A 13,438-nucleotide genomic window follows, 5' to 3' on the forward strand; every position below is an offset into this window, starting at 1 on the left:
CCGCTTGTACGTAACTATGGAAACCTTGCTCTGGATTATTAAGTCGTTTTGATAATCCATCGTGTACAGCTGGAGTAATGATTCGCTTGCGCTGCTGTTTTTCTTTTGAATTCAAAAGCATGGCGAATAAACCTCCTTCTTTATATAACTTGAGCCAAAGTTCCATACTACGAACGTGATATCCTAAATGTTCTGCCAAGGCTGATTGTGTAGAAAAGCTTGATTCTCTAATATGTAACAAAGATTGTAGTCGTAATACATTTTTAGGATTAGTCTCTTTTCTGATTAAATTCCGTAAATGACTTGAGGATTCTTTTACTTCTAATAATATATGCTTACCCATTCTTTAAATATACGAAAAATTTATCCGTAAATTGTATTATAATATCTCTCAAAAAATAATTCATTTATTAGGGTAACATTTTCTTGCTGAATGACATTCTATATATAGTTAACAAAAATTAATTTTTTTAGAAGGAATATTTTATGAGAAAAATAGTAAGTGTTTTAAGTATATTTTTATGTCTTTTGATAACATCATGTGGAAGTGATGATGATGGACATGTAATTGCACCAGTATCTGAAGTAAGTAACATTGGGGCTGAAGTAGTAGAAGGAACGATGGTAAAGCTGTATTGGGAGTATCCAACAGATAGTCCAGCTTCTTTTGAAGTTGTGGTCAATGATAAAGTAATTGCCAGTAAAACGACAGAGAGAGTGATTGAGTTTGATGTGAGTGAATTTATTACATTATCCCAAACCAATGGAAAAAATAGTAAAGAAGTTTATGCAAAAGGATCTAACTTAGAGTTACTCATCAAAATTAAAACCTATAATAGTGAGGGTGAAATTTCTGAAGGAACAGAGTCAAAGAGAAATGTTTTTATAAACAGAGCACCAGGAGAATTTGCATTTGAGTATATCAGATTTGATGCGAATTCATACGATTATATTGATATCAAATGGTCTCCTGCGCAAGATGCAGATGCAGATATTTTATCATATGATGTATATCTTAATGATATATTGATTAGAGAGGGTTATATTATTGGTTCAGACGACTATGATGGATTTGGAAAAGCATATTATTATAGTGATTTTTCAGATCTCATCAATGATGATATTGTCATAAAAGTGGTTGCAAACGATAGGTCAGGAGGAGTTACAGAAATAAAAGAAACGTTTAATTTTAAGGCAACAGATATTGACCTAGGAGTATTAACAATACCGTATGAAAACTCCATAGACTTTTCAATGTCAGGTAAGGAGCCAGATCATAGATTGGGGTATCTTTTTTCAATAACTGAATCAATTGGGTGTTCTTTTTCTTCTGTAGCTAATATTTATTTTAAATTGTTTGATAGTTACGGGAATTATATAATAGGTGGTTATAGTAATAATATTTCAGGAATTAATTTAGGAGCAGGGTCATATTATTTGGAGGTAGTAAATGAATACGGTTATATTGATAATGGAATAAATGGGACATTTAATATGACAATGCAAGACCCTACATTATCAGATATAAATTTAGGTGCTCTTTCGGCTCCATATAACAATTCTTATAATTTTACTACTACATCCGAAATGGATGCCAAAATTGCTTACCATTTTAGTGTTAGTGCACAGGCAAACTACAATTTTGAGATTATATCAGAAGATTACGATGACTATATTTATCTGTATGATGGTGCAGGTACTTTACTTGGTAGTAGTGATTATTCTGCTTTAACTGGTACATTGAATGCAGGTGCGTATTATATTGAAGTTGCAGGGTATAGTAATTATACAGGAAGTGGAATTTTATCATTTGATCTGCAATAATTTTAGAACGTTTTTTAATTTTATAAGAGCCTACAATTTGTAGGCTCTTCTTTATGGTATTATATTTGAGTGAGCTTAGATGAGTGATTAAATGTTTTTATAAAAATATGATGGATGCAAAAAGAGTAATACTAATTTTATTGATTAGTGCGTTTGTGCTTTTAGCCTTTTCTAGATGTGCTAGCAATCAAAATATGAATAATCCAATGCCAATACAGGTTAAAGAAATATATTTTGAAGAACAAATATATAAAGGAACAGATAAGGTTTCTGGTTTTGATATATTTATAGAAGTGGTAAAAAAGCCAAATTTGATATTGGATTATGCGTATTTTAAAGGAAAAAAGCTAAAGCTTACATATCAAGAGGATAGAAATGTATATACAGGTCATTATACAAAAGCTATGAAACAACAGGATTTGATCATGAGTGATGATTCTAATAAAGAATTTCAAAATCAATTACCAGAGATTGAAGAGAAAATCCCTTTTGACCTTAAAGATGATGAGTGTATGATTACATATACCATAAAGGGAGAAAAAGGAGATTTCAAGTTAAATAATGTACCCAAAAAAAAAGAGTAGGCCTATCAAAATAGTGTAGGTGATAAAAAATTGTATTTTTACGCTTATAAGCACGCTACCAATTGAGCATATTTCAAAAACTTTTTAAACAAACCTTTATCTATGGGTTGGCAACTGTGCTTCCGCGTATGTTGTCTTTTATTCTGGTTCCACTATATACCAAGCTACTTCCTACAGAAGAATATGGCAAGGTTTCAATCATATTTTCATACTTTGTATTGTTTAATGTTATACTGGCATATGGTATGGAAACTGCTTTTTTTAGATTCTTTAATAAAGAATCAGATAAAGATGCAGTGATAAGCACATCTGCAATATCACTGGCAGTATCATCTTTTGGTTTTTTTGTCTTGGCTTTAATGTTTAAGGGGCAAATAGCATCACTTACAGGTATAGATGTAGATTATATAACGCTAGTAATCTGGATTCTTCTATTAGACGCCTTAGTAATTATTCCTTTTGCATGGTTACGGGCAAAAGAAAGACCCATGCGATATGCATGTATTAAGATTCTTAATGTAGTAGTTAATTTAGGGTTGAATGTTTTTCTTTTAATTTTCCTTAGAGGATTATCTAGTGATTTTACAGTATTAGAAGCTATTGTTTTTGATGACTATAAGATCAATTATATTTTTATCTCTAATTTGATCGCAAGCGCAGTGACATTGCTGCTACTGATTCCGTTTTATACCAAAATCAAATATCATTTTGATAAACAGTTGTGGAAAAAGATGATGATATATGCATTTCCTATACTTATATCAGGAGTTGCGTATTCTATCAATGAGACATTTGATAGAATTATATTAGACTATTTATTACCAGAAAATGTAGCAGATCATTTAGTAGGAGTGTATTCGGCATGTTATAAATTGGCATTATTTATGACTTTATTTGCTACGGCGTTTCGATTAGGGATAGAACCTTTTTTCTTTAAGTATTCAGAAAACAAAAATGCTCCTGAGACATATGCTAGGATTACGAAGTTTTTTGTAGCTTTTGGAGCAGTAATTTTACTTGTAGTAGTAGTTTTTGTGCATCTTTTAAAAGAAATTATAATAAGAGATGAATCTTATTGGGAAGCCGTAAAAATTGTTCCTATAATTTTGCTAGCTAATCTATGCCTTGGTATATATCATAATCTATCGGTGTGGTATAAAATTACCGATAAAACTAGGTATGGAGCATATATTTCTGTTATAGGAGCGATAATCACATTGGGATTAAACTTTATGCTAATCCCTAATTATAGTTATTTAGGATCAGCAATAGCTACATTAGTAGCATATAGTGTTATGATGATGCTTTCGTGGTATTTTGGAAGGAAACACTATCCGATTCCGTATAATTTAAAAAAAATAGGAATATATCTGTTTTTATCAATAAGTTTTTCGATAGTGTCATTTTATATTTTTGATAGTAATTATGTGATTTCTATTCCGTTGTTACTTGGGTTTTTAGTAATTTTGTACGCCTCGGAAAAAAAAGAATTAAAACAAATCTTAAAAAAATAAATCTAATTCATACTCAGACTTTCATAATTTAGAATATATGTAGTCTGGTATTTTATTAGATAATAGTAAATAAATATGCAAATAAAAATTATTAATCGATCCTCACATGACCTTCCAGATTATGAAACAATTGCTTCTGCAGGAATGGACCTTAGAGCTAGTATAGCAGAATCAGTAGTGTTGAAGCCTCTAGAGCGTGCAATTATAAAAACAGGATTGTTTATAGAGTTACCAGTAGGGTATGAAGCACAAGTTCGTCCAAGAAGCGGATTGGCGGCAAAAAAAGGAATCACTGTACTTAATGCACCAGGTACAGTAGATGCAGATTATAGAGGAGAAGTAGGAGTGATTTTGGTAAATCTTTCTAATGAAAATTTTATTGTAGAAAACGGAGAAAGAGTTGCCCAAATGGTTGTAGCAAAACATGAACGTGCTGATTGGGTTGAAGTGACAGAATTATCAGAAACCTCTAGAGGAGAAGGTGGTTTTGGAAGTACAGGAATCAAATAACAATAAGTTGCCTCGAGGTAAGTCAATGAAGTATTTGTTTGAAACTAACCTTTAATATTGAAGCAAGCTTTGAAGCATTAAAATCTCACTTAGTGAGTAAATATATAAATACCCCACCTATAGAAGTAATTATCATAACACAAAAACAAAAAAAATGAAAATCATTGTACCAATGGCGGGAAGAGGTTCTAGACTAAGACCTCACACACTTACAGTTCCTAAACCTTTAATTCCAGTTGCTGGAAAACCAATTGTACACCGATTAGTATCTGATATTGCCAGAGTTTTAGGTGAGCCTATAGAAGAAGTAGCTTTTATATTAGGAGATCCTGCGTTTTTTGGAGAAGATGTCGTAAAAAGTTTGACTGAGTTGGCAGAAGGTCTTGGGGCAAAAGCATCTATTTATAGACAAGATCAACCTTTAGGTACAGGTCATGCAATTATGTGTGCAAAAGAATCATTATCTGGTCCTGCTGTAATTGCGTATGCAGATACATTGATTAGAGCAGATTTTAATTTGGATAAAGAAGCAGACTCTGTAATATGGGTAAAACAAGTAGATCAGCCAGAAGCTTACGGGGTAGTAAAGTTAAATACAGATAGCCAAATTGTAGAATTGGTAGAAAAACCCAAAGAGTTTGTCTCTGATCAAGCAGTAATTGGGATATACTATTTCAAAGATGTAGGGGTGCTTAAAAATGAATTACAATATGTTTTAGATAATAATATTGTACATGGTGGAGAATACCAGATCAATGATGGTATTAAGAGAATGATGAGTAACGGAAAAGTATTTGTGACAGGGCAGGTTGATGAGTGGATGGATTGTGGAAACAAAAATGTAACTGTAGAAACAAATACGAGAATGTTAGGCTTTTTGCAAAAGGATGGAGAGCATTTGGTAAGTAGCACAGTTACCCAAGAGAATTCTACGGTAATAGCTCCTTGTTATCTTGGTGAAGGAGTGACGTTAAAAAATGCAACCATAGGACCTAATGTTTCTATAGGAAAAGGGTGTGTTATAGAAAATACAACCATTAAAAATAGTCTGGTTCAGACACAAACTATCATAAAAAATGCTAACTTAGACAATGCAATGATAGGGAATAATGCTGTTTATGATGGAAACTTCACTACAGTAAGTATCGGGGATTACTCTATTTTAGAATAATTTATAATGTAATACAGATTTTGAGTTTCATTTGTGATGATTGATTATAGAAAACATATATGGTTTTTGTGTCTATTCTTAGGAGTTGCAGTTAATACTGTTTTCTCTCAAGAAATAGAGCCTAAACAAGAGGTGAATATTGATGACCTAGGAAATGTTTCTGATGAATTTCAAGAACTTTTTTTTGAAGCGTTAAAACAAAAAGCAATCACCAATTATGATAAGGCAATTGAAGCATTAGAAAAATGTGTTGAAATTGATGCAAATTCTAATTTCTTATATCTAGAATTAGCCAAGAATTACCTTGAGTTAAAATTATATGAGCAAGCAGAGAATAATTTTAAAAAGGTATTAGATATTAAACCCAATGATAAGTTTGTTCTTGAGTACCTGTTCGAAGTTTATTTTCAGCAACATAAGTATAAGGAGTCTACAGCGATAGTAGAAAAACTGGTGCAGCATAATTCTATGTTTAAAGAGCAATTGGCAAACTTATATTTTCTTGAGAAAAGATATGACGAAGCAATTGTAGCGCTAGATGAATTAGATGATGAGTATGGAGCAGATGAATATCGTAATCGATTGCGAAAACGAATTTCTTCAAAAATCACGAACCCTAATAGTCAAATCAAGAGATTAGAACAAAAAATTAAAGAAAAACCAGAGATTGAGCAAAACTACCTCAATCTTATTTATCTATATAGTAAGAGTAATCAAAAGGAAAAAGCTTTTAAGACAGCTAAATCTTTACTAGATAAAAAGCCAAAATCAGAATTAGTGCATTTAGCGCTTTATAAGTTTTATTTAGGAGAAAATAATATCAAACGAGCGATTCATTCTATGAAAATTGCTTTAAAAAGCAATAAAACAGATATCGAATCCAAGTATAAGATTGTTAGTGATTTTCTAACGTTTATAGATAAGAATCCACAGTACGAATCGCAGTTGAGTACAATCATATCTTTGCTTTCTAATGGACAAAATAATGGAAAAGTTTTTACAGAGCTAGGGCATTATTATTACAAAAAAGAAAACAAAGAGCAGGCACTTAATTTTTATGAACGTAGTATTAAAAGCAATGCTAATGATTTTGCGTTGTTAAAAAAAATACTGTTACTGCAATTAGATTTAAAGCGTTACGAGAAGGCGCAAATTGGAAGTGAATTAGCATTAGAAATGTATCCTGCGCAACCCATCTTTTATTTGGTAAACGGAGTTTCGTTAATTCACCTTAATAAAGCCGAAGAGGCAGGAGAGATCCTTACTATTGGGATTGATTATGTAATAGATGACCATAAAATGGAATTAGATTTTTATAAACAGATGAGTGTAGCTTATCAAAAAATTGGAGATACTACAAAAGCCTCAGAATATCAGCAAAAAGTAAATCAACTTCAGAATAAATCATAAAGAGATAATGAGTAGAATATTATATCTAATATGTTTTTCTGTAGTGATGTTTAGTTCATGTAGAGGAACAAAAGCTATTAGTGAGTCAAGGATTAAAAGACTAAATGCAGAAAAAGTAATAGAGAATCACTACAATCGAGCTTTTAATTTTGAAACACTTAATACTCGAGTAAAAATCAAATATAACGATAAGAGACAATCGTTTAGTCCAAATGCAACCTTACGAATAGAAAAAGATAAAACTATCTGGGTAAGTGTGAAAATGCTTGGAATTACACTTGCAAAAGCATTAATTACCCCACAAAAGGTTAGTTATTACGAAAAAATTAATAATACTTATTTTGAAGGTGATTTCAAGTTGTTAAGTGAATGGTTGGGTACAGATTTAGATTATAACAAAGTACAACAGATGCTTTTGGGGCAAGCCTTATTTAATTTGAGAGAAGGTAAATATAAATCTACGATAGAAGGTAAGGTGTATCAATTAAGACCTAAAGCAGAGTTAGCGCTTTTTGAACGCTTGTTTTTGGTACATCCAAATTCATTTAAGATATCCTCACAACAACTAAAACAGCCAATAGAAAACAGAAATTTGATGATTAATTATCAAAGCTATCAAAAGATAGGTAATCAAGATTTTCCTAAAGAAATCTATATAGAAGCATTACAGGATAAAGAGAAAACCACAATAGAGATTGATTATAAGGCAGTAGATTACAATGCTAGGGTAAGTTTTCCGTTTAAAATACCATCAGGATATAAGCAAGTTACTATTCAATGAGATTTTTACAAGTTATATATTTTATAGGTTTAGTATTGGTTTGCAGTCCTTCTTTTTCGCAAAGTACAAAACAACAACAATTAGAAGAAGAACGTCAGCGACTTAGAGAAGAAATTGAACAGATGAAGCAATTACGTTCCAATAACAGGCTTAAAGAACGTTCTGTGCTTGATGAAGTAGAGACGATCAATTCGCAAATCAATACGCGCAAGAATCTAATAAAAGTTACCAATCAGCAAACTAATTTGTTGACTAGAGAAATCAATGTAAACTTCAAGAAAATAGAAGGATATCGTAAGGAGCTTACAGTACTCAAAAAAGAGTACGCCAAAATGGTTGCAAAATCTTATAAAAGTAAATCACATCAAAGCAAAATAATGTTTTTGCTGTCTTCTGCAGATTTTACACAAGCCTACAAGCGATTGCAATATATGAAACAATATAATGAGCATCGTAAAGATCAAGCTATCAGAATAGAAAACAATACAAAGGAACTTCAATTTCTTAATCAAGATTTGTCTAGGCAAAAAAAAGATAAGCAGGGGTTGATTGAAGAAAACCGAGGAGCACAAGATAAACTTAAAGCAGAAAAAAAGGAACAACAAGTTTTGATGGCTTCTATTAGGAAGAAGCAGGGAGTTTATACAAAACAGATTAAGAAAAAGGAGCAGCAAGCCAGTGCTATTGATAAAGCGATCGAAAAGTTAATTAGAGATGCGATTGCCAAAGCAAACAAAAAAGCTGGTAAAAAAGTCACAAAAAAAGGATCTGCAACTACATTTGCTCTTACAGCCGAGGCTAAAATAATGGCTGATAATTTCACATCTAATAAGGGGAAGCTACCTTGGCCGGTTGGTACAGGAAAAGTAACCAAAAAATTTGGACGCCAGCCGCACCCTACGCTACCTAATATACAAATCAATAGTAGTGGTGTAGAAATCGAAACAAGGGCAGGAGAACGCGCCAGAGCGATTTTTGAAGGAGAGGTTATAGCAATCCAAAAGCTAAAAGGAGCAAGTCGTTTGGTTCAGATTAGGCACGGTAATTATATCACTACTTATTATAATATTGAAAATATAACAGTCAAAGAAGGTCAGAAAGTAGCGACCAAACAATCTTTAGGAGAGGTGCGTACCAATCCAACAACTGGTAGAGCAATTATGAAATTCTTAATCTACCAAAATGCAAAAAGATTAAATCCTCAAAGCTGGATTTATAAGATGTAAAGCTTAGTTCTGATGTTAAGTTTTGTCTTATAGATTTAAACAAACAAAGCTTTTAGTTCTGTAGCATCATTAGGACTCATTTTTCCTGCAAGAACCAAGCTCAGTTGTTTACGACGTAGTGCTGCGTCATAGCGCTGTTTTTCAAGTTCTGTTTCTGGTTGTATAGGTGGTACAGATACAGGAGTTCCGCTTTCATTTACTGCAACAAAAGTATAAATAGCCTCATTGGCTTTTGTTGTTTCACCACTTTGGCGGTCTTCTACCCACACGTCTATATAAACCTCCATAGAAGATCTAAACGCTCTAGAAACTTTTGCTTCTACAGTTACAACACTTCCTAACGGGATAGCTTTATTGAATGCAACATGATTTACAGAAGCAGTTACAACAATTCGTCTAGAGTGTCTGCCAGCAGCAATTCCTGCCGCTCGATCCATACGAGCTAAAAGCTCTCCTCCAAATAAGTTGTTTAATGGATTGGTCTCTCCCGTGAGTACCAAATCAGTTAGTGTAGTAAGTGATTCTGAGGGATGTCTAGCTTCCATGCAATTTTTTTAGCAAAGATATAAGGTAATGCCGTAATGAAAAAATTAGTTACACAGTATTTAGGTCCTCTGCCAGAAGTGCTAAGTCAATATTGTTAAGGTAAAATCAATGAGAAATCCTTTACAAAATAAACATACGAATGTGGGCTTTGTAAAATGAATGTTATAATAGTGTAAAAATGGTATTCTAATTGATCAAAGAAAATACTTATTCTTTGATCAATAGCCATGCAGAAGAGTTTTCTTGCTCTTTTATTTTGGTTAATGCTTGCAATGCTTCAGGTCGATTTTCATAGCTCTCATAGGCAACTTGATGTAGCCCGTATTTATTTACTCCGATCAGATGAGCTTCAAACCCTTGTTTTTTGAGTTTCTGTATTTTTTGATTAGCATTAGAAAGCACTCTGAAAGCACCAGCAACTACATGAAACTTTTTTGATACCGTAGTAGGTATATTTGAATCTGATTCTGATTCGGTGTTTGCTTTATCTTTTACAATAGAAAGATTTACGGCAGGAAGTGGGTTTGAGATTTCAAAAGTAGCTTCTTGTATTCTATTTTCTATTTCCTGATTGGCTTTTTGCCATTCTTTATTGTTGTAGCTTATATTAGTGTCGCTCACTTGTTTTAACCCAAAAAATCCACCTACTCCTAATATTACAGCCACCGCAGCAGCATACTGTAAATAAGGGCGTTCACGACGTTTTTCGGGAGTAAAAGTAAGAGGTGTAACTTCTTCAATAGCTTCAACCTCTTCTTTATACACTTCACGCGTAATCGCAGGAGAAGCAAAAGATTGAAGACCAAAGGCTTCAGTGAGATAATTTACTTCTTGCAGTGGTTCAAACTGTAAAGTGTTTTCTACAGAAGTGTAAAACGTTCCTATTTTTGATAGTTCAATACGTTGACCTTGAGCCATTTTCTCTTGAAGAGATAAAACATAACGTTGAATTTTGGCAACTGCATCTGTATATGATATCTTTTCTGCGGAAGCAATATAATTAGCCAACAACCCATCATTGTTTTGTAATTGACTATTAAAAGAAATTAATTTTTGAGGAGGGTAGAATGTATTAGTTCCTTCTTGGATTGTAGCAGATTGACGCCTTGTCAAAAATGCTCCAAACCCAGGGAGTATTACGCATTCGTATCGATATAATAATTCACCTATATAATTAGCTGTGGTATTCATTGCCCCTTGTAAAATTTAATCTTTTAAATAGTCTTTGTAAAATGACTTTTCTGAGATAATCAAAGGTATAAAAAAATGAAAGTGATTTTAATTCTATACACTGAATTTATTAACAGTCGTGAATTTTTTTGTTTCTTGTAGAGATATTAGATCGAATATAAAAATATTAATTTTTTTATAAATGGTTGATTTCAAGTTTTCTTACTAGTATGTTTTTTTATAATTAAACCCATATGAATATCGAAAAATTATTTGCATTACTTACTCTTAAAAAAGTGACTAATCTAGGGGATAGTTCTATCAAAAAATTAATACGAGAAGTAGGTAGTGCAGAGGCGGTGTTATCTGAAAAAACAGATAACCTCCTCAAAATTGATGGTATAGGTAAGTATAGGGTTAAGAATATACATAAACTGGAATATCAAAAATTGGCAGAACAAGAGCTGAAATTTATTGAAAAGAATCATATAAATTATTTGATGTATGATGAACAGGAATATCCAGAAAAATTAAAACATTGTATTGATGGCCCTGTAGTCTTGTTCAGTCGAGGGAGAATTGATCTTCATAATAAGAAAATAGTAAGTGTAGTAGGTACACGAAAAGTAACAAGTTATGGGGTGCGATTTTGTGAGGAATTGATAGAAGCATTAGCGCCAATAAACCCTGTGATTGTATCTGGTTTTGCATATGGGGTGGATATTACTGCCCAATGTGCGGCAATGAAACATAATTTACAAACAGTAAGTTGCCTTGCGCATGGTTTAAATCAAATATATCCTAAAGCACATCAAAAATATAGTAAGAATATAGAGTGTAATGGAGGTTTTTTTACAGATTTCTATAGTACTGATACATTTGATCGCAAAAATTTCTTGAGCCGTAATAGAATTATTGCGGGACTTAGTGAGGCTACTATTGTAATAGAGAGTGCAGAAAAAGGAGGTTCTTTGGCAACAGCCAATATGGCAAATTCCTATAATAGAGATGTATTTGCAGTGCCTGGTAAAACATATGATCCATTGAGCAAAGGGTGTAATATGCTTATTAAGACACAACAAGCTCATATGCTTACTAGTGCAGCCGATTTGATTTATATGCTTAATTGGGAGATTGATAAAAAACAAAAGCCTGTAGTGCAGAAAAAATTATTTGTAGAGCTTGATGAACAAGAGAAAAAGATATATGATTTTTTAGAAAATCAAGGAAAAGAGCTGCTAGATAGTATTGCATTACAATGTAAGATTCCTACATTTAAAACAGCTTCTATTCTTCTTAATATGGAGCTTAAAGGAGTTGTAAAACCTTTGCCAGGTAAATTGTTTGAAGTAATTTGATGCTTGATAAACTCAGTAATGTGAAATTGATATATTAAAAATAAATAGTTGCTATAGAAAAATGAAAAGCTTAAAATTATTTCTCGCTCTGTTAGTGGTATGTTTTTTTGTAAGTTGTAGTCTTTTTAAAACAAAAATTGAAATGACAGATTATCAAAAAGCAGAAGAGATTAAATCTAAGATAGAAAGAGGTGATTTGATGTTGGGGATATTAGATAAGAAAGAAGTTGATAAAATGATTAATTTATATACCACATCAGCAAATTCAGGTAATTCTGATGCGTGGTATGCATTAGGTATGCTGTATTATATAGGTACAGGTGTAGATCAAGATGCAGAACGAGCAGTATCATATTTTCAACAGGCGGCAGACTCTGGGTATGGTATGGATGCTTGGATAAAATATATTAGAATAGCTTATTTTGCTGACCTTACAGATATTCCTGCAAAAACAATTATTGATTTAGTAAATACATTAGAAGAGAAAGATGCTAGTGGAGAAGTATACTTGCTAAAGGGGTATATGTTTTATAAAGGATATGCGTATGAGGAAAATTTAGAATTATCTTTTGAAGCACACCAAAAAGCTGCAGAAAAAGGGAATTCAGATGCTATGTTTGAATTATTCGTTTATTATGCTCAAGGAATAGGGGTGGAGGAAGATATCTCAAAAGCAATAGATTGGTGTTTTAAAGCAGCAGAAAGTAATAATAGAAGAGCGATATATAATTTAGGAGCGTATTATGCTACAGGGTATGAGAGTGTGTCAAAAGATATTGATAAATCAATAGAGTATTATATTAGAGCGGCTAATATGGGGCATGGAAAAGCAGCAGCTCAATTGGCGGCAATCTATACTATAGGGAAAGAGGTTAAAAAGGATGAAAAAAAAGCCCGCCATTTTTATGAGTTGGCATTTGAGAATGATTTTGATGTTGATATTTTCTTTGAAAACCTTGGATTAGAGGAAATACAAATTGACTAAGTATATTTTTTTAATACTTTACTTTTGTTTTTTAAAGTATGAAGGTCTCCAGATTAAATTGCCAAAAACAATCCTGAAGCGATCGTTCCATGATTTGCATAGCTTTAAGTCATTCCAAATGTGTTTGTATTCAATAAAGTTAATTTTTATTGGGTTGTTGGTATGAATGTTTTCGGTTAGTCCATTAGTCCATAAATGACTTTCTCTTCCTCTCTTTGAAAAGTGCCAAATAATTTATCCCATATGATAAGAACACCTCCATAGTTTTTGTCAATATATTTTGGCTAAGTTCTAAAATACATATGATCTAGTGCTATATTTTTAAAATTCATCCAAGTTTGATTCGAAGTGAACGCAAT

13 protein-coding genes are annotated in these 13,438 nt (G+C 32.3%); 10 read left to right on the top strand and 3 right to left on the bottom strand.

The window, feature by feature from the left end:
- Positions 1 to 343: transposase (locus CVD18_RS18460; RefSeq protein ID WP_103864054.1), on the bottom strand; the 343-nt coding region annotated here is incomplete at its 3' end.
- A gap of 143 nt (positions 344 to 486) precedes the next feature.
- Between CVD18_RS18460 and CVD18_RS18465 the strand changes: the two genes are divergently transcribed.
- The 8 genes from CVD18_RS18465 to CVD18_RS18500 all read left to right on the top strand — a co-directional run bounded on the left by CVD18_RS18465 (position 487) and on the right by CVD18_RS18500 (position 9,020).
- Entirely contained in the window at positions 487 to 1,824 is a 1,338-nt protein-coding gene (locus CVD18_RS18465; RefSeq protein ID WP_103866992.1) for a hypothetical protein, read from the top strand.
- A gap of 107 nt (positions 1,825 to 1,931) precedes the next feature.
- Complete coding sequence (locus CVD18_RS18470; protein ID WP_146052850.1) at positions 1,932 to 2,408, top strand: hypothetical protein; 477 nt, start codon at positions 1,932 to 1,934, stop codon at positions 2,406 to 2,408.
- 62 nt (positions 2,409 to 2,470) lie between these two features.
- On the top strand, positions 2,471 to 3,922 hold the full coding sequence (locus tag CVD18_RS18475) for an oligosaccharide flippase family protein (protein ID WP_103866994.1): 1,452 nt from the start codon (positions 2,471 to 2,473) through the stop codon (positions 3,920 to 3,922).
- A 75-nt stretch (positions 3,923 to 3,997) separates the two neighbouring features.
- Positions 3,998 to 4,432 carry a dUTP diphosphatase gene (gene dut / locus CVD18_RS18480; protein ID WP_103866995.1) on the top strand — a complete coding sequence of 145 codons (435 nt, stop codon included), beginning with the start codon at positions 3,998 to 4,000 and terminating at the stop codon, positions 4,430 to 4,432.
- 154 nt (positions 4,433 to 4,586) lie between these two features.
- A complete protein-coding gene (locus CVD18_RS18485; protein WP_103866996.1) occupies positions 4,587 to 5,603 on the top strand; it encodes a sugar phosphate nucleotidyltransferase in 1,017 nt (338 codons plus the stop codon).
- Positions 5,604 to 5,669: 66 nt separating this feature from the next.
- Positions 5,670 to 7,013, top strand: a complete 1,344-nt coding sequence (locus tag CVD18_RS18490; RefSeq protein WP_158250500.1) for a lipopolysaccharide assembly protein LapB — start codon at positions 5,670 to 5,672, stop codon at positions 7,011 to 7,013.
- Between the two features lie 7 nt (positions 7,014 to 7,020).
- Positions 7,021 to 7,794, top strand: a complete 774-nt coding sequence (locus CVD18_RS18495; protein ID WP_103866998.1) for a DUF4292 domain-containing protein — start codon at positions 7,021 to 7,023, stop codon at positions 7,792 to 7,794.
- Positions 7,791 to 9,020 carry a murein hydrolase activator EnvC gene (locus CVD18_RS18500; protein WP_103866999.1) on the top strand — a complete coding sequence of 410 codons (1,230 nt, stop codon included), beginning with the start codon at positions 7,791 to 7,793 and terminating at the stop codon, positions 9,018 to 9,020. Before CVD18_RS18495 ends, CVD18_RS18500 begins: the two co-directional genes overlap by 4 nt.
- A gap of 35 nt (positions 9,021 to 9,055) precedes the next feature.
- Here the strand turns inward: CVD18_RS18500 and CVD18_RS18505 are convergent, their stop codons facing one another.
- Positions 9,056 to 9,565 (bottom strand): acyl-CoA thioesterase, encoded by a 510-nt coding sequence (locus CVD18_RS18505; RefSeq protein WP_103867000.1) that lies wholly within the window; start codon positions 9,563 to 9,565, stop codon positions 9,056 to 9,058.
- A 208-nt stretch (positions 9,566 to 9,773) separates the two neighbouring features.
- Positions 9,774 to 10,757 carry an SPOR domain-containing protein gene (locus CVD18_RS18510; RefSeq protein WP_103867001.1) on the bottom strand — a complete coding sequence of 328 codons (984 nt, stop codon included), beginning with the start codon at positions 10,755 to 10,757 and terminating at the stop codon, positions 9,774 to 9,776.
- Between the two features lie 233 nt (positions 10,758 to 10,990).
- Here CVD18_RS18510 and dprA point away from each other — a divergent pair, with 233 nt between their 5' ends.
- On the top strand, positions 10,991 to 12,094 hold the full coding sequence (gene dprA / locus CVD18_RS18515; RefSeq protein WP_103867002.1) for a DNA-processing protein DprA: 1,104 nt from the start codon (positions 10,991 to 10,993) through the stop codon (positions 12,092 to 12,094).
- 142 nt (positions 12,095 to 12,236) lie between these two features.
- Positions 12,237 to 13,079: a tetratricopeptide repeat protein gene (locus CVD18_RS18520; protein WP_158250501.1), complete on the top strand. Its 843-nt coding sequence runs from the start codon at positions 12,237 to 12,239 to the stop codon at positions 13,077 to 13,079.
- Positions 13,080 to 13,438: the final 359 nt, after the last annotated feature.

Source organism: Aquimarina sp. I32.4, assembly GCF_002924285.1.
Lineage (GTDB): Bacteria > Bacteroidota > Bacteroidia > Flavobacteriales > Flavobacteriaceae > Aquimarina.

Bases quoted from the DNA above. Each gene is read 5' to 3' on its own strand.
- CVD18_RS18465 (WP_103866992.1), top strand. From the start codon at position 487: ATGAGAAAAATAGTAAGTGTTTTAAGTATATTTTTATGTCTTTTGATA.
- CVD18_RS18470 (WP_146052850.1), top strand. From the start codon at position 1,932: ATGATGGATGCAAAAAGAGTAATACTAATTTTATTGATTAGTGCGTTT.
- dut (WP_103866995.1), top strand. From the start codon at position 3,998: ATGCAAATAAAAATTATTAATCGATCCTCACATGACCTTCCAGATTAT.
- CVD18_RS18485 (WP_103866996.1), top strand. From the start codon at position 4,587: ATGAAAATCATTGTACCAATGGCGGGAAGAGGTTCTAGACTAAGACCT.
- CVD18_RS18495 (WP_103866998.1), top strand. From the start codon at position 7,021: ATGAGTAGAATATTATATCTAATATGTTTTTCTGTAGTGATGTTTAGT.
- CVD18_RS18500 (WP_103866999.1), top strand. From the start codon at position 7,791: ATGAGATTTTTACAAGTTATATATTTTATAGGTTTAGTATTGGTTTGC.
- CVD18_RS18505 (WP_103867000.1), bottom strand. From the start codon at position 9,565: ATGGAAGCTAGACATCCCTCAGAATCACTTACTACACTAACTGATTTG.
- CVD18_RS18510 (WP_103867001.1), bottom strand. From the start codon at position 10,757: ATGAATACCACAGCTAATTATATAGGTGAATTATTATATCGATACGAA.
- dprA (WP_103867002.1), top strand. From the start codon at position 10,991: ATGAATATCGAAAAATTATTTGCATTACTTACTCTTAAAAAAGTGACT.
- CVD18_RS18520 (WP_158250501.1), top strand. From the start codon at position 12,237: ATGACAGATTATCAAAAAGCAGAAGAGATTAAATCTAAGATAGAAAGA.